The 19,074-nt window shown below is 38.3% G+C and carries 18 protein-coding genes; 6 read left to right on the forward strand and 12 right to left on the reverse strand.

What is annotated here, in order from left to right; all coding sequences use genetic code 11:
• From ACMFL8_RS14345 to parA, 3 genes are all read right to left on the reverse strand, one after another.
• Positions 1 to 641 (reverse strand): type I restriction-modification system subunit M N-terminal domain-containing protein (locus tag ACMFL8_RS14345; protein ID WP_413191404.1); only part of this gene is annotated, 641 nt, incomplete at its 3' end.
• Between the two features lie 85 nt (positions 642 to 726).
• Positions 727 to 930 (reverse strand): hypothetical protein, encoded by a 204-nt coding sequence (locus tag ACMFL8_RS14350; protein ID WP_194621240.1) that lies wholly within the window; start codon positions 928 to 930, stop codon positions 727 to 729.
• Positions 931 to 939: 9 nt separating this feature from the next.
• On the reverse strand, positions 940 to 1,578 hold the full coding sequence (gene parA, locus ACMFL8_RS14355) for a ParA family partition ATPase (RefSeq protein WP_194621241.1): 639 nt from the start codon (positions 1,576 to 1,578) through the stop codon (positions 940 to 942).
• A gap of 356 nt (positions 1,579 to 1,934) precedes the next feature.
• Here parA and ACMFL8_RS14360 point away from each other — a divergent pair, with 356 nt between their 5' ends.
• Positions 1,935 to 2,147 (forward strand): helix-turn-helix domain-containing protein, encoded by a 213-nt coding sequence (locus ACMFL8_RS14360; RefSeq protein WP_194621242.1) that lies wholly within the window; start codon positions 1,935 to 1,937, stop codon positions 2,145 to 2,147.
• 152 nt (positions 2,148 to 2,299) lie between these two features.
• Positions 2,300 to 2,569, forward strand: a complete 270-nt coding sequence (locus ACMFL8_RS14365) for a hypothetical protein (protein ID WP_194621243.1) — start codon at positions 2,300 to 2,302, stop codon at positions 2,567 to 2,569.
• Positions 2,570 to 2,839: 270 nt separating this feature from the next.
• On the opposite strand, the gene ACMFL8_RS14370 is transcribed toward ACMFL8_RS14365, so the two are convergent.
• The gene (locus tag ACMFL8_RS14370) at positions 2,840 to 4,048 is read right to left on the reverse strand and encodes a replication initiation protein (RefSeq protein WP_194621244.1); all 1,209 of its coding nucleotides are present in this window, start codon (positions 4,046 to 4,048) and stop codon (positions 2,840 to 2,842) included.
• Between the two features lie 1,706 nt (positions 4,049 to 5,754).
• Here ACMFL8_RS14370 and ACMFL8_RS14375 point away from each other — a divergent pair.
• Both ACMFL8_RS14375 and ACMFL8_RS14380 read left to right on the forward strand, forming a co-directional pair.
• On the forward strand, positions 5,755 to 6,696 hold the full coding sequence (locus ACMFL8_RS14375) for a DNA-binding protein (RefSeq protein ID WP_194621222.1): 942 nt from the start codon (positions 5,755 to 5,757) through the stop codon (positions 6,694 to 6,696).
• A gap of 9 nt (positions 6,697 to 6,705) precedes the next feature.
• Positions 6,706 to 7,902 carry a 3'-5' exonuclease gene (locus ACMFL8_RS14380; RefSeq protein WP_194621223.1) on the forward strand — a complete coding sequence of 399 codons (1,197 nt, stop codon included), beginning with the start codon at positions 6,706 to 6,708 and terminating at the stop codon, positions 7,900 to 7,902.
• Between the two features lie 12 nt (positions 7,903 to 7,914).
• Here ACMFL8_RS14380 and ACMFL8_RS14385 read toward each other — a convergent pair whose 3' ends face one another.
• Entirely contained in the window at positions 7,915 to 8,259 is a 345-nt protein-coding gene (locus ACMFL8_RS14385) for a hypothetical protein (protein WP_194621224.1), read from the reverse strand.
• 242 nt (positions 8,260 to 8,501) lie between these two features.
• Here ACMFL8_RS14385 and ACMFL8_RS14390 point away from each other — a divergent pair, with 242 nt between their 5' ends.
• Positions 8,502 to 11,087, forward strand: coding sequence for a MobA/MobL family protein (locus tag ACMFL8_RS14390; RefSeq protein ID WP_194621225.1), 2,586 nt, complete (start codon positions 8,502 to 8,504; stop codon positions 11,085 to 11,087).
• Between the two features lie 11 nt (positions 11,088 to 11,098).
• Positions 11,099 to 11,941 carry a hypothetical protein gene (locus ACMFL8_RS14395; protein ID WP_413191405.1) on the forward strand — a complete coding sequence of 281 codons (843 nt, stop codon included), beginning with the start codon at positions 11,099 to 11,101 and terminating at the stop codon, positions 11,939 to 11,941.
• Positions 11,942 to 12,004: 63 nt separating this feature from the next.
• Here the strand turns inward: ACMFL8_RS14395 and ACMFL8_RS14400 are convergent, their stop codons facing one another.
• The 7 genes from ACMFL8_RS14400 to ACMFL8_RS14430 all read right to left on the reverse strand — a co-directional run bounded on the left by ACMFL8_RS14400 (position 12,005) and on the right by ACMFL8_RS14430 (position 18,996).
• Positions 12,005 to 12,619 carry a recombinase family protein gene (locus ACMFL8_RS14400; RefSeq protein WP_194621227.1) on the reverse strand — a complete coding sequence of 205 codons (615 nt, stop codon included), beginning with the start codon at positions 12,617 to 12,619 and terminating at the stop codon, positions 12,005 to 12,007.
• A 365-nt stretch (positions 12,620 to 12,984) separates the two neighbouring features.
• Entirely contained in the window at positions 12,985 to 13,317 is a 333-nt protein-coding gene (locus ACMFL8_RS14405) for a DUF3817 domain-containing protein (RefSeq protein WP_041753506.1), read from the reverse strand.
• Positions 13,318 to 13,592: 275 nt separating this feature from the next.
• Positions 13,593 to 14,300, reverse strand: a complete 708-nt coding sequence (gene lspA / locus ACMFL8_RS14410; RefSeq protein WP_045455808.1) for a signal peptidase II — start codon at positions 14,298 to 14,300, stop codon at positions 13,593 to 13,595.
• A gap of 141 nt (positions 14,301 to 14,441) precedes the next feature.
• The gene (gene ccmI, locus ACMFL8_RS14415) at positions 14,442 to 15,722 is read right to left on the reverse strand and encodes a c-type cytochrome biogenesis protein CcmI (RefSeq protein WP_045455805.1); all 1,281 of its coding nucleotides are present in this window, start codon (positions 15,720 to 15,722) and stop codon (positions 14,442 to 14,444) included.
• Positions 15,719 to 16,201, reverse strand: a complete 483-nt coding sequence (locus ACMFL8_RS14420; RefSeq protein WP_413191406.1) for a cytochrome c-type biogenesis protein — start codon at positions 16,199 to 16,201, stop codon at positions 15,719 to 15,721. The genes ccmI and ACMFL8_RS14420 overlap by 4 nt, the downstream gene beginning before the upstream one ends.
• An 83-nt stretch (positions 16,202 to 16,284) precedes the next feature.
• On the reverse strand, positions 16,285 to 16,947 hold the full coding sequence (locus ACMFL8_RS14425; protein ID WP_082785775.1) for a DsbE family thiol:disulfide interchange protein: 663 nt from the start codon (positions 16,945 to 16,947) through the stop codon (positions 16,285 to 16,287).
• Positions 16,948 to 18,996, reverse strand: a complete 2,049-nt coding sequence (locus ACMFL8_RS14430; protein ID WP_068330380.1) for a heme lyase CcmF/NrfE family subunit — start codon at positions 18,994 to 18,996, stop codon at positions 16,948 to 16,950.
• Between the last annotated feature and the right edge of the window lie 78 nt (positions 18,997 to 19,074).

Raw genomic sequence — 19,074 nt, forward strand, 5'->3', positions numbered from 1 at the left:
GGGTCATAGATAGCAATGTTGTCACGATCTTTTAGATGGTCTGCGATAATCTCAGACATCAACAAAGATACCTCGTGTGGGGTGTAAAACTCACCAGCTTTTTTACCTGCATTGGCTGCAAACATACCCAAAAGGTACTCATAGATGAAGCCAAGAACATCATAATCTTGCTTACCATCCATAGGAATGCTTTTAATCAAATGAATCAAACTGCTGGCTGCCTTGGTTTGAGATGCGGCATCTTTACCAAGATTGCTTAAGCCATTGTGTAAGGTTGAAAAGATACCTTCAAACACCTTCTTGTTTTCTATATTCCGTGAAAATGAGTTTAGTGCATCGCGTATATTAGCAATCTCAAAATCGCTACCTTTACTTATCCACGTCGAAAACAAATGCGGATAAGGAATAAAGTAGCCAAGGTTTTCTTTAATAAACTCGACAGCTTCAACGTCTTCTTCCGTCAAGCTGCTAATATTCTCATCAGTAAAATCGTTGGCTTTTAAGAACTGCAATTCTTTATCTGATAAGAATTTGTAGAACATAAACCCGATAATATAGTCTTTATATTCATTCGCTTCGATCTTAGAGCGCATTTGATTGGCGGATTGCCAGATTTTGTTAGCTAGTTGTTGTTTATTCATAAAGTGGTATGGTCTATATAAGTGATCAATGGGTAGGTGGTATGGCGTCAAATTGTAGTGATCAACAGGTCTAAAGGCAATGTCATTATCGCTCTACTAGACGTTCTTCAATCATCTCGGTGAGCAGCTGCGTCAATGTTTTTCGGCTATCAAGTGCATGCTTTTTGAGCGCAATGTACTTTTCTTCATCAATATTAAAATTAACCCGTACTGTCTTTTTCGGAGCGTTTGTCACGTCTGACAAATCTAGCGTATTTTTAGCGTCCTTACTTGGTCGACCGGCTTTCATACTCACACCTTATTTTTCATCAAAAAATGTTTTAACTTCGTTTACTAGAGCAGTCATCTCTTGCACTGCATTACTGTTAGCTGATTCAGTATCGAATACCGTTTTACCTAATGAGGCGCTATTCGGATAACTCACACGCTGCATGATTCTACTGTTTAGCACAGGTAGACCGTACTCTAGTAAAACTGAGGCGACCTCTTTACCAATATTGGTATTCTGAATGGCCCGAGACACTACAAAGGCAGCTTTTAGTTTACCGTCAGTCATCTCTATACGCTGCTTCACTAAGTCCACTAAATCGCTAGTCGCCCAAACGTCGTATGGGCTAGGCTGTACGGGGATCAATACAAAATCAGCTGCTTTAATAGCGGATAAAGCTAAACTAGTTGCTTGCGGTGACCCATCAATCACTACATATTCTTTATCAGATACATTTTTCAAGTCTTTATCAAGAGTGGGACGATCTAGACCAATCACTGGTACAGGATTATCTTCATCAACCGCTCTCCAGTCACGAGCGCTACCTTGCTGATCGCTATCGACCAACAATACACTATGGCCTTGTAGCTGTAATCCACGAGCTAATTGAGTGGCAATAGTTGTCTTGCCACTGCCCCCTTTTTGATTCAATACAGCAATGACTTTCATAGAGAGCTCCGTGCTTTGAGTATTTGAGTATTTGAGTATTTGAGTATTTGAGTATTTGAGTATTTGAGTATTTGAGTATTTATAAGACTTTACTTAATAGCTAGATGAATAGCAACATTTTTCAATCAAAATAGCGATATCTTCAATATTGACTTAATCCCTACTCTAATAATAATTATAGAACTGCCTCAATTTGTCAAATCCTGAGTTGGCATAGTAAACTACCTGCTGAAACATAATGTGCAGCTATTGGGTATCATTTTGAGCTGCTAAAATAGGTACTTAATGCGGTTAGCATTCGTTATAATCCAGTCGCCAATCAAAAACCACAAACAATTTCTAATTAGGAAACTACTATGGTGAAATGTCACTTATCGACTATCATGGGCGAAAGGCGTCTTAAAATTGCCGATGTCTCAAGAGATACTGGTATCAATCGCGGCACCATCACCCGTATGTATAATGAAGAAGCTACTAGAGTTGATTTAGATGTTATTGAGTCTGTATGCAGGTACCTTAGAATCAATATTGGCGACTTATATCAAATCATAGACGAGTCTAATACTTAAAAGCTAGCTTGCCATAGTAAAGTGCATTAAAAGAAAAAAAGACCTGTAGAAGATTATTTTTACTTGTAATAGATTAAAATATAGGTATAATTTGACCTATAGGAAGTTATTTAACCTATTTAAAAATCATAATGTTCTATAGGAGAATAAAAATGCATATGAATTTATTATTACTCAACGCATCATCTTGGTTTACTGATGAGGCAAAATCATTATCTGTCCAACTGCTGACAAATTTGCAAATACAACAAGGTGTGCAGCTAGCAAACTTACTTAGCGTAGACTCTATTCTTTATAATGACGAAGCTGTCTATGTCTGGGTACAGCGACAGCTTGATGAAGGACTACCGATTGATGACTATACAATATGTAAGCTTGAGACTTCTTTTATAGATCTCATGGATAACGACCAGGCTGCTTAGTTGTAGTGGCACACATAGCAACCTAAGGACTGTAATTTATCTCAAATTCTTTATCATCTAAGTCTGGAATTTTCTCAAAAAAAACTACCACAAAGGGTAGTTTTTCTTGTTTAATTTTTTTATAAAAAATATTTACTCAAATACTTAGAGTATGGCTTATAACTAATCTAGTTATATCTTGCCTAGCAATTGATACAAAGTCTTGAGAGAAATATATAATAGTTAAAACTATATTGGTATCAAACACATCTCACATTCAAAAAAAACCTTTTAATTAATTCCATAATCAGTGTATTTTTTCAAAAAACTGAGGTATTGGTCATACTTTTCGGGTTCTTGTAGCTCTTTCTCAATACGTTTTTGTGCTTCATCATAAGACTTAATGCTCCAATCGCCAACAATTTCATGTTTATCTTTTAATTGAAAACTATATTTTTTAGCTTGTTTCTCAGTTAAACACGTTGGTTTATCATTCTTGTCAACTTTCTTAGCGGCAGTATTTTTAAAGCTAAATACTAGCCCTACAATCTCTCTACTATTTTTTTGTTTCGTATACGTAATACGTAGAGGCGTATGTTTTTCAACTTCTTTAATTGCTTTATCTATAACCTTTATTCTGAAATCCGTTACTTTGTCGTATGTATCCTCACAATTAAATTTCTTTCTTAAATACTCGATAGAGTAGGCCTTTTTCTTACCTCTTAAATATAAACAGCTGTTAATCAATTCGAACATAATAATCCCATATGACCCTAAATTAACAATATATTGTCGCTCATATTGTGTGTATGGATTACTTCTATCAAATATTGTTAACATTTCTGTGACAGTATCAGTAAGGGTTACCTCTATACAGCCATTACCTCTAAGATATTCACATTCCGCAACCCAGCTCGACCCTTTTCTATTACCAATCTCATCTTTTTCAAAATTCCAAAAGAAGAATGCTTTATGTAATAAGCTGTCAGCTACGTTCGCTAATAAATCATAAACGTTGTTTTTTCCTACATCATATTCGTTATGAAATTCTAGAGCGGTGACTACAAAAGTTCTTTGTTCAGGATTTAGGTCAACAGCCTTACGTACAATATGTGATAGATACATTATCAGACGTCTTTCGTTAAAGTCTAAATTGGTGATTGCATTAAGAAGCCTGTTTTGCATCACTATCAAGTTATCAGCATATACCCAACCATTATGAGGGGCTGGAACGTTTTCATTTAATTTAGGTAGCGCTAAATGTCCATTTTCATCATTATTAGTGTTAGCTTGTAATTCATATTTAAAATCAAACTGTGGCTCAATATTAGGTTCTACAATTAAAATTGTAGCATCAGCATCGCCTATACTTTTTTTAATATGCTTGATTAATTCATCACGTTCGTCTGCTGACAAATGCTTATCAACTTTCACTGTGTAAGATTGACCTACATCGTCTCTTAGCTTTTCTTGTAATTCCTTAAACTCAGAAGGTGTCATACATTAAATCCTAGAAATACCTATTCATATTATAGAATCATAGCACATAGTGAGAATTTTTTATTATATTTTCTCATTATACCCTATATTTATCGTACTATAGCCCTAAATTTGTCGTATTATAAATTTAATACACACTAAATTAATCACGTTATAACCCTAAATTTGTCGTAGTATGCCTACTGAAAAAACCTTTGAAAGCCAATATTTATAAGGGGTACATAGAGTTTATTAAAAACATATAAAGCTTTTAAAATACTGTTATAAATAATAAATACTGTTTATTTTTCAATATGAGAAAGACAATAAAAAAACGCGCTTACTTGTTGACAAGTAAGCGCGTTTGCTTTTAAATACACCCTGACGGTTGCAGAAATTGGGGAATTTCTGGAACGACACAAATAAGCATACAAGGTGCGTTATTTGAATCAGCTGGTTAGGCCCGTCATGGGTGCAATTCTACAAGCTAATCTGAGTTTCATCAAGTAATTTCACGTCTTATTGGTCATTCGCTTTTACAATTCCTTAGTCAATGCTTATCGTCTCCGCGCAAACGGGTGATGAGGTTAAGTGACGCTAGCGTTTGCGATACGGGGATCTTACTACTAGGGTATTTAGACAAAGTAAGAAACGTAATGAGTAGTTGAATGACCTATCTGAAGCGATATATTGGAGCAATCCTTGTCAGCGTAAGAACACCATTCAGCAGTTAAAAACGTGTCTAAGCGGTGCTATCAGCCGTAATTTTAACAGCGTCAGCTTGATACAGTGATGACGTTCTGATTTCCGTCCCAATGCGTGCCGAGGTCATACTAGGTGTAGCTTGAGATAGTCAGATAATACCTAAAGCAACCGCGTTTTATGCGTGTTTGCTTTAGGGTGAGTATTGTCTGAACTTCGAACCCATACGAACCAAGATCATAAATATATACTATGATAGATCATAGTATATATAGCCCCCTAGGCTATATATATAAGGGTTCAGAGAAAAAATTTATGATCTATATAGGGAGTAATCAAACAATCACATAGAAGAGAGTCGAGATCCGAATATCTGACAAATACATTAGCTTTGATTACTAGAGTAATCCTGATATTTAGATTAACTATGCTATAGCCCGAAATCTCTGATGCTGGTACATAAATCTATTGTTAGAGCTACTTAACTTTTAAAGCATTTTAACCCGCTATATCGAGTAGATTTATTATTAAGTTATGCTAACGATGTTCAGTGAGCTAAGATGAAGATCAATAAGGTAGCTAGCCAAGTCATTATTCAATAAGTAGTGAAGCTAACAGATACATAGCGTTAACAGCGTCCCTAGTTTTATCACTACGCAGTTTTAAGGCCGATTAGGTACATCACCATCGAAAACATCAGTAGAAACGCTTACAAGCCAAATTAAGAGCAAATTAAGAATGGCGGTGAATGGAGCGGTATCAAGGGCAATAATTATGCTCCCAGCGTCCCTAGTTTTATCACTACGCAGTTTTAAGGCCGATTAGGTACATCACCATCGAAAACATCAGTAGAAACGCTTACAAAAGACCTTGTAAGCGTTTTTTTTATACTTAGTAATATTATCATAGTATGATAGCAAGTAATATTATCATAGTATGATAATATTACTTGCTATCATTTATTATTATGCTATCATTAAGTTTAAGAAACAGATCATGACCATATTATATAAGGCTTACAGACAATGAGTATTTCAAAAGAGTTAGAGCAAAATATTCACAACACTATCAATGTGCTTGTCGATCAAGACATTAAACCAACGTATGAAGCGATCAGAGGGGAGGGCGGTTACTCGTACAATTCCATCAAACCTGCATTGAAGTCATGGCGCGAGAACAAAGCCGCAGCTGGAGAGCCGAGCGAGAAAAAAGCGGCTGAATTTACGGTTGACGAGGAATTAAAAAAATCGGTTCTAGGTGAGCTTGAAATGATGGTCACTGACTTACTTGTCAATGTCACCAGTCAAGCGCAAGAAAAGGCAAACGAAACGCTTAATTTAGAGCGTTCCGCACATGACGAGACAGTCAAAAATCTAAATTCAGAAGTAGCAGAGCTAGAGAGCTATATTGAGACAACAGATAAAGAGAATGAGCAGCTTAAAACTGACAAGATGGAGCTTGAAAAATCTAATGCGGATCTAGCCGATAAAGTCGAGCAAACAAGCAACGACAACAAAGCGCTAAAACGTGACGTTGAGAGCGTAGAGAGTGATAACGCTAATTTTAAAGCTAGTAATCAACAACTAACGACCGATCTAACGAAAGCTAAAGCTGAAAAATCAACATTGCTAGAGCAAGTCGATAAGCAAAAATCGGAGCTTGAAAAGTCAACTAAACAAATTGACGATCTACAAGCCAAGAGTAACGAGCAGCTGACGCAAATTGCACAGCTTAGCGGTGAGATAAAAGGCTATGAAAAGAGCGACAAGCAACTACGCGCAGAGCTTGAGAGCTTAAAAGCTAAACATGATGGTTATGTTGGCGAAATCGCAACACTCAAAGAACAAAACAAACAGCTATCGAGTGATGTTGATAGCTTTGAGCTTGCACAGCAGACGGAAGCAGAAATCGCAGAGAGTGAAAGCAAAAAAACTACCACAGCTCGCAAAACAGCTGCTAAAAAATAAAGGTGAAAAATGAGTATAGAAATTCAAAGGAACAGCAAAACAAAGCAAGTCGAAAAGCCAAAAATAAAGCTCAATAAAAGCTTATTGACGGCTTGTGAGGAGCTTGAGCGTATCGCTGACAGCTTGGAGAATGATAAGCGCATCAAGGTGACAGCGAAGGGCGTTAATGCTATCAATCGTGAATTTAAATCTAACATTGATTTACACGCAATCAGAAAGCTTAAATTTGATGATTTTAAAGATGACTTTGACCGCCCTATTAGCCCTGTTAATATAGCTAATGAGCTAAAATATCTTGCTAAAAAGGTAATAGCTAGAGAACAGATATTACAGCATATAGGCAATCTTGCAGACGTTGAAAAAGCACTACAGATAGACATTACCAGCCACTTATTCAATAAGTCCGAGCTTGTTAAGTATATGCGTCAAAACAATCTTAAATTCAAACAAGAATACAGCTTGAACGAACCTCACAGATTGTATTGGGGTAAGCGTGACGATTATGAAAAGCACTTCTTTTTTCCTTTCCAATATCGACCAAAAACAGCAACCGAGATTGAGCGAGAAAAGAAGCAAGCGGAGCGAATAAGAAAAGCAGCAGCAAAAAAATCTTTGCAGACTAAGAGAAAGAATGAAAAGGCAGATAAAAAGCGCAGAAAATCAGCAGATAAAATAACTCAAGAAATCGCTAATCGCATTGACGAGTATTTACTAAATAGCGACCCTACTATACCTCTGTTTTTAGACACTGAAACAACAGGACTAGGCGCAAAAGATGAAGTAATAGAGATCGCTATAGTTGATATAAACAACACCGTTATTATTGACACGCTAATCTATACTAAACGCGATATAAGTTATGATGCTTATGAAGTGAACAACATAAAGAAATCTGAAATTGAGAGTATGCCAAAATTTAAAGAGATGCAAAACCAAATTTCAAAGCTCATAAAAGACAGAGATTTATATATATTCAACGCTGACTTTGATATTGAAAAGATGAAAAATTCGGCAACTAATACTTTTAATTTAGAGCCAAGATCAACTAATTGCTTGATGTATTTAGCTATGAGAAAATTTAATCAACATTACTATATAAGCTTAGCTAATGCGTGTGAGCGTCTAAGTGTCGATTGTGGCGATCATAGAGCATTGAATGATACATTAGCATCAATCAGGTTATACAAGGCTATGATCGCTAAATAAGTGCTAATTAGACTATATTAGGTTAGCATTTTGTTGACCGCTATTAGTCAATACATCATCACTGTTTTTATGCTCAAAGCTTTTAGAGTGATCGCTAGACTTCACTTTACTAACGGCTTGTAGTTTATCTGCTATTTTTTTAGCTATTACACGATCAGCTTTACGCTTTAGAAATTTAGTGTTTTCAGCTTCTATTACAAAGAAATCTTTAATATCTTTATTATCAGATTGTAAAGCGTTCTCAAGCCATTCACCAAGTACGATATAATAGTTATTTTTCTCATCGTTTAAAGCGTTCTGTGCTTGTTTAACAGCATCTAATTTATCAGTTAATAAACTATCTTCAATTAGAGACATAACCAATTCCTTTTTTTGATGTTATAATAATAACCTAATATATCATTTAATAATAAGCTTAGCAATTTTTAAATGCACAAGACCACGGCTTTTTGTGGACGCAGTTGTATTTCCCCTCTCTGGTAAGAGCGAACTTAGGAGTTTATGATAAAAGACCCGCAAGGGGTACTATTTTTATCATAAACTCCATCGGTTCGCTCTACGAGGTCAAAAGCCAAAGCATAGCATACGGAGAAAAGGCAATGAATAGGCAAGGTTATCATGTGAGTGTCAGCCCTGTTAGCAAAGGAAAAGATGACAGCGTTATTGCTAAATCTGCTTATAATTCAGGTTCTGAATTAGTCGATAAAAAGACTAATAAGACACATGATTATAGCTCAAAATCTACTGAAAAAATAATCAAACTAATAGATAAAAACGGCAACGAAACAACGAAAACTATAGAAAAGAATGTCGCTTATTCTGTTCTAATATTACCAAAAAAAGCTAGCACTGTTGAAGTTGAAAGAGAACAATTTTGGAATGATATAGAGCTTATAGAAAAGTCAGAAAAGGCGCAGCTTGGCGTTGAGATTGATGTCATGTTCCCTATCGGATTAGATGAAAATAAGCGTATAGAATTAGTTGAAAAATATAGTCAGACGCTTGCTGATCGCTACAATGTTTTAGTTGATTTAAATATACATAAACCGCACACGCACACGCAAGAAAAAGACGGTCAGATTTTAGAAATAACTAAAGATAATTATCATGCACATATTTTATTATCAAGTAGAGAAATATTAGCAAATGACGATAATAGTTACTCATTATCTAAGCGCAAAAATTGGAGTCTTTGGGCGACAGGTGAGCGATTGAGTAAAGGGTTAAACGGACGAGGTGACGAGCTAAAATATCAGCGCAGTTTGTGGGCTGATCTCGCTAATGAAATGCTACCTGAAAACTTAAAAATAACTGACAAGTCTTATCGAGAGCAAGGCATTAATCAGCTTCCAAAAATGAAACTTGGTAAATCATTATACAGAGACATATTAAAGGGTAAGAAGTCAGTAATTAACGAGTATAACGAGACTATAGATGACTTAAATAAGTACATTAAAGAGAGTGATTTAGAGATTGATTACAACGATGACGGACGCATTGACGATGAAGTCAATATTCAAGAATTCAAAGGCGTACAAGTCGAGTATAAAAAACGCAAACCTTTTGCAAGTATTGACTTGAATAAGATAGCTTTTAAAGTACCCGTCAATGAGCTACAAAAAGAGCAAGATGATATTAATATCTTAGATAGCTTTATGAGCTTAGCTGATGATATTGAGACTAAGAAAAAGACGGAGCGCAGCGCTTTATTATCCACTATAAATACATTACAAGACGTATTATCAGAACAAGCAAAAATCGTAATCACACTCAATAATAACTATCAAACATTACCCAAAAAATTAGCTGATCTTGGCGTTGATCGAACAGACGATATAAAGACAATAAAAAGTAGCATTACATTAATTAGAACGTATGACGAGAACGAAGCAATCAAGCAATCAGTCAAGTTATTAGAGCAGTTCAGACAAGACGAAACACAGCAGACAACGCAAAGCGTTTTAGAGATAAAAAATAATTTATCCACTATAGATGAACAGACCAAAAAAAATAAGCTAATACTTAATAAGATTATACCAATTAATAACGACTTAATAGCTAAGTCCAAAAAGCTTCAAATACTTGATAAGCCTTTCACTAAACTATTAGCAAAAGTAGCTAAAGACATTGAAAAAATCAATGAATTATTGATAGAAAAAGAGGTAAAAGGCGATGAGTGGCAAGAGCGATTTAATGATTTAGGCGCTATAAAAGTAACCGACAATATTGATACTTATAACAAGTTTATGAGACTCGCTGATTATGATGTTGAGAGCATTAAACAGCTTGAGCAAGAATACGAAAATCTCAAGCAGATTAAAGCAGAGCAAATAAGCGATAAGACACAGCAGCAGCTTGATGATCTAATGACTTCTATTAGCGTCTATAAAGAGACAACAGATACAGAACTAAAAGCACTAAAAGAGCAAGTCAATACTGCTTCTAAAACTTATCAGCGCTTAGAGCCGTCATATACAAAACGCCAAAATCTACTAGACGCTCAAGAAGCTGTTATTGAGCAAGATGATGACTTATATAACGAGATAATAACGACCAAAACGACACAGCTAAACCCTGAGAAAGTTGATGATTGGCAGCGCAGAACAGACGCCCTACAAGCTCAATTAATCAAAGAGCAGGAACAAGCAGCGCTTAAAAAACAAGCTGATGATAGACACCAAGCAGCGCTTAAAGAACAAGCAGAGCAGGAACAACGAGAGCAGCAAAAATCGGAGCAAATCAAAGCTTATAAAGATAGGTTTAAAACATTTTCTGTTCGTGTTGATGAGGTAATAAACGATCTTAATTTTAAGTCTATTGGCGCATCTGGTCAGCTTATAGATAGCGCTGAAAAATTAACAGCAACAGCGATGAATTTAGACGCTTTACAGCGAGTTGAGAACATAACAGAGCTACAGCAAGAATCAAGACAAGCAGACTTAGAAAGCACTAAAAAATTATCTAAAGACGATACTAAAAACTTTATCAATGAGCTTAATAAGATGACAGACAACAAGCAGAAAATTGAAGTCATCGAACAGCTAAATGACAAGTTTGATGAAGTCATTAAACTACAGCAGAACAACGAAACAATCAAAGAGCTACTACCGCAGCTGGAGCAGATACAGAACGCAGCACAGCAAAAGCTTGATAGAGCTAACAGCTATTCATCACCGCGACTATAAGAGAGATAAAAATGAGCGATCAACAACTACATGACGACATAGAAAAGATCGTCATAGCGTTAAAGCAAGTGCTTCCAGTGCTGATAAATTTGGGCGACAAAGCAAGCGATAATATAGACAAAAAGCTTGATAAAAGTATTAATAAGATAGACGGTAAGATTGATGATTTAGATGGCGCTGTTCACCGATTAAAAGAGAGAGTAAGATTAAATAACCTGTTCTTTATGGAGGCTGAAAACAAGGCGCTAAAGCTGCTAAAAGAGGGCGTTAAAGAACTAACGCAAACTGATTTAAAGCGCGAGTATAGCGCACAAATAGCGCAAGTTATTACTAATATTGAGCCGTTTATTGAGAGCAAGATTAATGATGAAATCGAGAAATTGATTGAGCATAAAAAATTATCTATTAGCAATCACAACGAACAAGTAAAAGAGATCAACGACAAGCTTGAAAGCAACATGACAACAATACACACAGCATTGCTTGAGAGTATCGACAAACTCAACACCGCAAGCGCAGACGCTAATACTAGATATGACGAAGATTTAAGTAAGCTAAAGCAAGTCGCAGTAATGCATAACAGCGCTTTACAGAGCGTCAAAAACTCTACAGATGTAACAGCTAAAGATATGAAAACGACATTAACAAGCATTAAAAGAAATTCTGTTTTCATGTCGCAATCACCTGCGACTATGACCGCCATGACCGCAGGTTTTTTATCTTTATGTTTGATCGCTTCAATCGTCTATGTGTACGACTTATGGTCACAGATGTTTATATCAGCAGCCATTTTGTGCGTGCTGTTAGGTGCAGTTTGGGTGTTTATAGCGTGGCTCGACGGTAAAGAAAACTAAGCGCAATATAGCTTTGTGATTTTTAAAGTCAATTAAAGATGATATATATTGAGTATTTGAGTATTACTTCGTGTCTTTAGCTATAATAGCTATCAGCTGACGTGAGCACTTAGCCGTAGCTTGTATTTCGGAGTAGCTATGTCCAGATTTTAGCAGACTAGCGATAATCTTACGCTTCTCAGTGTCTTTTCTACGTCCAGGATATTTGCCTTCAGCCTTAGCACGAGCAATACCTTGCATCTGACGGTTACGTCGATCTTCATAGTCCTTTCTAGCAATAGCAGCGAGCATATCAAGCATCATCGAATTGATGGCCTGCAATATGCTGCTCATAAATTCAGTGCTGCTCTCTGGCTGAAGCGCCATATAGGAGGTCGGCAGTTCTTTTGATACGACTGCCAGCTTTTTTTCTGATAGCATTCTTTTGAGAGTATCCCAATCAGCTTGGTTCAAACGTGCTAAGCGGTCAATCTGTTCAACCAAAATCACATCGCCTTCGTGGGCATCATCGATCAGCTGCATTAACTGCGGACGTATCAAAGTTGCGCCTGATTCGTTTTCGACATAGAAGGCGGCAACTTTGTGGCCATGATCTTTGGCAAATGCTATAAGTTCGCTTTTGGCACGCTTAGCATCTTGTTCTTTGGTAGACGCTCGTAGATACGCTCTAATAAACATAAACACCTAAAATAGTCTGTTATAAGTGGTTCCATTATACCAGTCTGTTTTAAGTGGTCTATTAATTAGTTTTTGGGGCTTTTTATGTGGTTCCGCTAGGGTATACCCTACGATAACAGGAAATCCATCGCGGATGACAAAACCTATTTAGTTTTTAAACGATATGGATTGGTCGATAGCGTGTAAGATAAGTTGGAAAAACGAGTAGAGTATTGAATCATCCATACTGGGCTTAAAATGAATTTTTTTTGTGAGTAATTTCTGCTCGATGTTATTCATTTGTCGCCATCTGAGTCATGGCGACTTCTGATTCAATCAGAGAAAGCAATTTTGAGCAATAAGGCATGCTTGCAGCAGGGTTTGTTCTAGGCTTCTTTACTTACGCTTTTTTGTAGATTCTTTTTTAGTAAATGATCAAATATGAACGGGCCAAATGGTAAGAGTGATCCGAGTACGCCCGCAGGTATTGCCCAACGAGGAATTTTTACTTTGATAGCTGTGCCTACAAGTACTACGATATAGACAATGAATAGTACACCGTGCGCCATACCGATATATTTTACACCTTCTGGAATGTCCATCATATATTTTAGTGGCATGGCGATGAAGAGCAATAATAAGAAAGAGGTGCCTTCTAGGTAGCCTATAAGGGTAAGACTTTTTAACGCGGTCTCTTGTTTTTTTCTAAGGCTGTGAATTTTTTCAATAGTTGGCTGAGCCTGTGACACTATATTTTCCTTTTGTTATTATCAATAAAGAATTTATGGATTATTCAATGTCTCTATAATAATGGCTCTACGCAGAGCTTTTAAGTATTGGGTTTTAAGACCTAAAATGAGTGAGTACCTATACCAGTCATACATTACCTTCCAGTTCACATTTTATAAACATACTCAAGTATAAAAAGTATTTTTCCGTATAGAGTGACTACGACGCTAGTTCATTTTGTTTGTGATAATCGGCATCAATGTGCTTATTTATTACGCTTACTTTCTAAAAATATCATGTCAATTATAATCAATGCGACACCGACACAGACACCTATATCTGCAACATTGAAAATAGGATAATTCCAGACATCAGCATAATGCACATGGATAAAGTCAACCACTTTGCCAATTCTTAAACGATCGATTAAGTTGCCAATCGCACCGCCAAGCACTAAGGCCAACCCCATAGACAATAGCTTGGCTGTACGTGGCGCTTTGATTAAATAAATCGTTAAAAAGATAGCCATTACAAAAGCTAAGCCTGAGAAAAACCATTTCTGCCAACCGCCAGCGTCGGCTAAAAAGCTAAATGCTGCCCCATAGTTATAAGCGAGTGTCCAGTTGAGAAATGGTTCAATGACCGGTACGGGGTCATTGAACGCTAATTTGGTTTGGGCCAACCACTTAGTCCATTGATCAAGTATTAATACCATTATCGCCAACAAATACCAGATAAAAGCGCGACTGCCATTGGCAACCATTTTTGGCATTTTATCCAACTTACCTTTAGGTGTTATCGAGTTGCCTGAAGTCACGTACATAGCTTTAGGCGTATGATTCATGGTTTTAGAGTCAATCGATTGATGAGTACTACTCACAGCTATAGGTACTTTATTGTCAGCAATATTAGTACTAGCCGATTCAACGCTATTCAATTTAGTACTATCTAATCTGTCGGTAGATTCAGTCATAGTTGTTTTCTTTATCTGTGTTTATACAATGAACAATGTTAAACGTATATGTTTTTGGTATACGACTATTAATCGCGCCACTTTTATAAACGGCGCCACTTACCGCTCTGGTGTTATGAAACTTACGGTAATAATTTTTTATTAGGGAATCTGTTGATTGATTTCAACATTAACCTGAGTCTGTTCAGCGCTAATCACTATAGGATTACCCGATAAGTCGCCTGACTCTGCTATGGCATTACCGCTATGACTAATACGAGCAACGACTGCTAACTGAGTTTTGTCACTACGAGCTGAATTTAACGTGCGATCTGGCATCATCGCATCAAGATTGCTTAAGCGGATACTGGCCTCACCTTGCTTGATAATACTAATGGGTAAACGTTTGGCGGCAAACGGTGGACCTCCTTTAACTTCACGTATCGCAACAAACAACACATCATCAGCTTTCACTAACGGTAATAAATTAGCGTTAATTTTCACTGTCACGTCAATACCTTCTAGCGCTTGCTTTTCTTGCGTGCTAACGTAGTTGCTTAACTCATCTAAGCTTGCTAAAGCTTTAGTATGATCACCTGGTTTGGCCACAATGCTGCCTTGTAAGCGTTTAATCCAACCTTGCGCTTGGGCAAAGTTACTACTACGAGTCTCACCCATTGCCATGAGCATTTGAGCCCGTTCATGTTGCGGATTTTTAGCTAATATAGCTTGTAATACACGGCGAATATTAGCGTCTAACTGACCTTCATTAACAAAAAAACTAGTCTGAGCATAAGTAGTAGCAATCTCCTCGTTATCAGGTGCTAAACGATAGGCACGCGATAAGGCTTCTAACGCAGAGTCAGTCGCCTCCATAGATAAGAAAAGCTCGGATAGGCGCATCCAGCGATTAGGATCATCAGCATTACGATGAACATTGGTTTGCATGGCGCTAATCAGTTGACGACCATCTTCAAACGCCCATGATGGCGGCTTGTCAATTTTAGCTGTCAATAGGTCGTCAGCCACTTGTCCTACTTTGTCCTCGCTTGTCCACAAATCAAACACGGGCGTACGATTGCCTATTAGTAAATACGCCATTGCAGCCAATATTGGGATCCAAGCTGCGACAATTAAACGGCTTTTGACATCAGGGGTGACCATAGGTGTTATCTGACGCTGCGCATCTAATAGCTGACGCTCAAGCTCCAGCTTTTGATTTTGATAATGGCTATTATTAATAGTACCGCTGTCTTTATCTGTTTGTAGCTCAGCTAAACGTTCGCGAAATACTGCAACATTAATATCTAGCAGTTGATTGTCTATTGGTTTGGACTGCAAACGCGGTGCTCGTAGCCATGGCATAATAGCAATCAGCGCAAATATAAGAGCAATCAGCAAGCTTAGAGTTACAAATAAGCCAAAAGTAGAAAATAGGGTCATTTTTTGTCCTCTAGGCTAGTAATATCGTGGTCGACATTCTCAGCTTGCGATAATAGACGATCAAGCTCAGCCTTTTCCGCAGAGGTCAAGGCAGCAGTACTGTTCACTGTAACGCCGTTTTGGCCACGGGCGACAACTTGGCGACGCTTACTTTGCCAAAACCAGCCGATGATTAAGACGAGCAATAATAGTGGTGGAAAAAACCATAGGATCCATGTCGATGGTCGCATAGGCGGCTTGTAGCTAATAAAGTCACCGTAGCGCTCTTGCATATAGGCGCGTATTTCAGCATCACTACGTCTATCTTTAATTAAATCATAGACTTTTTGCTTTAGATCCTGTGCAATCGGTGCATCAGAGGCTGCAAGGTTTTGATTTTGGCATTTTGGGCAGCGAAACTCTTCTATTAATCCACGATACTGAGCTTCTTGCTGTGGTGAGTCAAAATCGTATACGTCAATAGCTGCGTTTGCCGTCATGTTAAGCAGACACGCTAGTATTAAGCTTGCTAGTTTTAAAACTATATTGGGTTTTAGTTGAGGAGCTCTTATTCGAGTAACGTTCATTTGCACATCTCCTCAACCTGAATGAGATCAGGACTATCGTTGTTCTTATTAGCCTCATTAAGTACGGTCAGGCACGGCTTAACACGCTGTTGCCAATTGGCTTCATTAATCTCACCAACAATATGCTGACGAATGATGCCATCTCCATCCACAACAAAGGTTTCGGGCGCACCAGTTATGCCTAAGTCTAGAGCAAACTGACCCAATGAATCCTGAATAGACATAGAAAATGGATCACCGCCTCGGTTTAAGTAACTGAGCGCATTACCAATCTCATCCTTATAATTCACACCAACGATATCAACGCCGCGCTCTTCTAGTTGCATTAAAAACGGATGCTCAATAACGCAAGTTGGGCACCATGAGCCCCAAACATTAAGTAAAAACGGCTTATCTGGCAAATTATCATTGGTGATAGTACGGGTAGTATCTGCTAATAACGGCAGCTCAAAGGCAGGAACCGGACGCTCAAGAGCGGTATTGGTCACAATATTTGTTGGTTTACCTAAGCGCATATACAATATCACTACTAATCCAAAAAAGAGGATAAGCGGAATTAAGAACCATAGCTTCGTCTGCTTTTTTTTCATTGTCTTTGGGTTACGCTGCTTACTGTTTTGGCTATCTTTTTGCTCAGGAGTATTATTCGACATAGTCATTTATTTCTCCTTTAGTGTCGACATCGTCGATGCTGAGATTGACTGCTCAATAGCTATCTCATTGACTCTATCAGTAGCCAGATTACCAGTAACTAGCAACGGAGCTTTAACTTTTTTGATGCGGTATCGTTTATCAAGCATGCTAATTAATCCACCTAGAGCCATGATAATTGCCCCTAACCAAATCCAGCGAATTAATGGTTTTACATAAATCCTTAATGCCCATTGGTTACTACCATCGGCAATAGGTTCGCCCAGTGCGACATAAACATCGCGCATTAGGCTAGCATCAATGGCCGCCTCAGTGGTCGGCATAGTGCTAATGATATAAGTACGCTTTTCTGGAGTCAGTTTCGCCACTTCACGACCGTTTTTGGATACCACGACTTGCGCCTGCGTTGCATCAAAGTTACTACCCTTTATTTCAAAAAATTCAGTTACTTCAAAATCGTAACCTTGAACATTGACTGTATCGCCAATACCCATTGCTACGTCTCGCTCAATACTCAAACTACTAGTAAAGGCTATGCCAATGACAGCAACCAGTACGCCAATATGAGCAGTCTGTTGACCCCAATAGCTCAGACGCAACTGCCGCAAACCGTTAAAAAGATTAGGCGCATTCTTAGTTTTATCTTTAAAATCAACTGCCATCCATAGCAGTACCCAAAAGCTAACGGCTAAAGTCACACCAATATTAAGCATAGACGATGGATTAACAAAGTAAGTAATAACGGCGGCTAATACTAAGCTACTAACGGCGATGACCATGCCTATACCCAGTAGTGGACGGGTGTCTTTTTTCCAGCGAATATTTGAGCCCATACCCATAGCTATTAATAACAGCCACGTTAAAGGTACAAATAATGCATTAAAATAAGGAGGGCCAACGGACACTTGTCCTAAACCAAAGGCATCAGCGATAATAGGATAGAGGGTGCCGAGCAGCACCACTAAGGTTGCAATCAAAATGATGGCGTTGTTGATCACTAAAAAGGACTCACGTGAAATCAGCTGATATTGGCTTTCAACGGTTAAACGCCAACCGCGAACGGCAAACATTAATAGACCACTACCGATGATAATGCCAAGAATAGCTAAGATGACCAAACCACGCGTCGGATCAGCGGCAAACGAATGCACTGAGGTAAGGACTCCAGAGCGTACCAGGAACGTGCCAAGCAAGCTTAAGGCAAAGGCGAAAATAGCCAGCATGATGGTCCATGCTTTAAACACCCCGCGCTTTTCAGTGACTGCTAATGAATGCAGCAATGCTAAGCCGACAAGCCAAGGCATAAACGAGGCGTTCTCTACCGGATCCCAAAACCACCAACCGCCCCAGCCAAGCTCGTAGTAGGCCCACCACGAGCCCAGTGCAATACCAATGGTCAAAAATCCCCAAGCCGCGAGCGCCCATGGACGTGACCAGCGTGTCCAAGCAGCATCTAAACGCCCTTCCCACAATGCCGCCATACAAAATGCAAAAGGCACTACCATACCCACATAGCCCATATATAACATGGGCGGATGAATAATCAGACCGAAATCTTGTAGGACAGGATTTAAATCAGCGCCATCGACCGCTAGATTGGGTAAGGTACGTTCAAATGGTGACGAGGTAAATATCAGCATTGTTAGCATCATTAACTGTACACCGGCCAAAATAACTAATACCCGCGCACGCATTGATAACGGCAAGCCGCGACTAAAGTATGATACCAGTGCACACCATGTGGCCATGATGGTCATCCATAGCAGCAAAGAGCCCTCGTGTCCGCCCCATGTCGCCGATAATTTATAGTACCAAGGCAACAGCGTATTGGAATGCTGCGCGACGTAACTGAGGCTAAAATCATTATAATAAAAACCTGCTATCAAAGCGCCAAATGACGTTATCATGGCGGCAAACTGTGCCCAAGCTAAGCTAGGGGCTAGTCGTTGCCAAGCAACTTGGTTACGAATAACACCAATAGTTGGCAGAATTACCTGCAATAACGCCAATACAAAAGCGGTAAGCAAGGCAAAATAGCCCAATTCTGTAATCAACATACGGTCTAACCTTATTTACTCTAATGCGGTTGCAGTTTACTGTGGCGGTGGAATTTTTATTATTAGAACCCACCCCCG

Origin of the sequence: Psychrobacter sp. AT9, from assembly GCF_047272965.1 — a bacterium.
GTDB lineage: Bacteria > Pseudomonadota > Gammaproteobacteria > Pseudomonadales > Moraxellaceae > Psychrobacter > Psychrobacter glaciei.

What these genes read in the sequence shown, in the direction of transcription:
- ACMFL8_RS14400 (WP_194621227.1), bottom strand. Translation starts at nt 12,619, where the DNA reads ATGTTTATTAGAGCGTATCTACGAGCGTCTACCAAAGAACAAGATGCT.
- ACMFL8_RS14395 (WP_413191405.1), top strand. Translation starts at nt 11,099, where the DNA reads ATGAGCGATCAACAACTACATGACGACATAGAAAAGATCGTCATAGCG.
- ACMFL8_RS14385 (WP_194621224.1), bottom strand. Translation starts at nt 8,259, where the DNA reads ATGTCTCTAATTGAAGATAGTTTATTAACTGATAAATTAGATGCTGTT.
- ACMFL8_RS14390 (WP_194621225.1), top strand. Translation starts at nt 8,502, where the DNA reads ATGAATAGGCAAGGTTATCATGTGAGTGTCAGCCCTGTTAGCAAAGGA.
- ccmI (WP_045455805.1), bottom strand. Translation starts at nt 15,722, where the DNA reads ATGACCCTATTTTCTACTTTTGGCTTATTTGTAACTCTAAGCTTGCTG.
- ACMFL8_RS14375 (WP_194621222.1), top strand. Translation starts at nt 5,755, where the DNA reads ATGAGTATTTCAAAAGAGTTAGAGCAAAATATTCACAACACTATCAAT.
- ACMFL8_RS14350 (WP_194621240.1), bottom strand. Translation starts at nt 930, where the DNA reads ATGAAAGCCGGTCGACCAAGTAAGGACGCTAAAAATACGCTAGATTTG.
- ACMFL8_RS14425 (WP_082785775.1), bottom strand. Translation starts at nt 16,947, where the DNA reads ATGACTATGTCGAATAATACTCCTGAGCAAAAAGATAGCCAAAACAGT.
- lspA (WP_045455808.1), bottom strand. Translation starts at nt 14,300, where the DNA reads ATGACTGAATCTACCGACAGATTAGATAGTACTAAATTGAATAGCGTT.
- parA (WP_194621241.1), bottom strand. Translation starts at nt 1,578, where the DNA reads ATGAAAGTCATTGCTGTATTGAATCAAAAAGGGGGCAGTGGCAAGACA.
- ACMFL8_RS14370 (WP_194621244.1), bottom strand. Translation starts at nt 4,048, where the DNA reads ATGACACCTTCTGAGTTTAAGGAATTACAAGAAAAGCTAAGAGACGAT.
- ACMFL8_RS14430 (WP_068330380.1), bottom strand. Translation starts at nt 18,996, where the DNA reads ATGTTGATTACAGAATTGGGCTATTTTGCCTTGCTTACCGCTTTTGTA.
- ACMFL8_RS14420 (WP_413191406.1), bottom strand. Translation starts at nt 16,201, where the DNA reads ATGACGGCAAACGCAGCTATTGACGTATACGATTTTGACTCACCACAG.
- ACMFL8_RS14380 (WP_194621223.1), top strand. Translation starts at nt 6,706, where the DNA reads ATGAGTATAGAAATTCAAAGGAACAGCAAAACAAAGCAAGTCGAAAAG.
- ACMFL8_RS14365 (WP_194621243.1), top strand. Translation starts at nt 2,300, where the DNA reads ATGCATATGAATTTATTATTACTCAACGCATCATCTTGGTTTACTGAT.
- ACMFL8_RS14360 (WP_194621242.1), top strand. Translation starts at nt 1,935, where the DNA reads ATGGTGAAATGTCACTTATCGACTATCATGGGCGAAAGGCGTCTTAAA.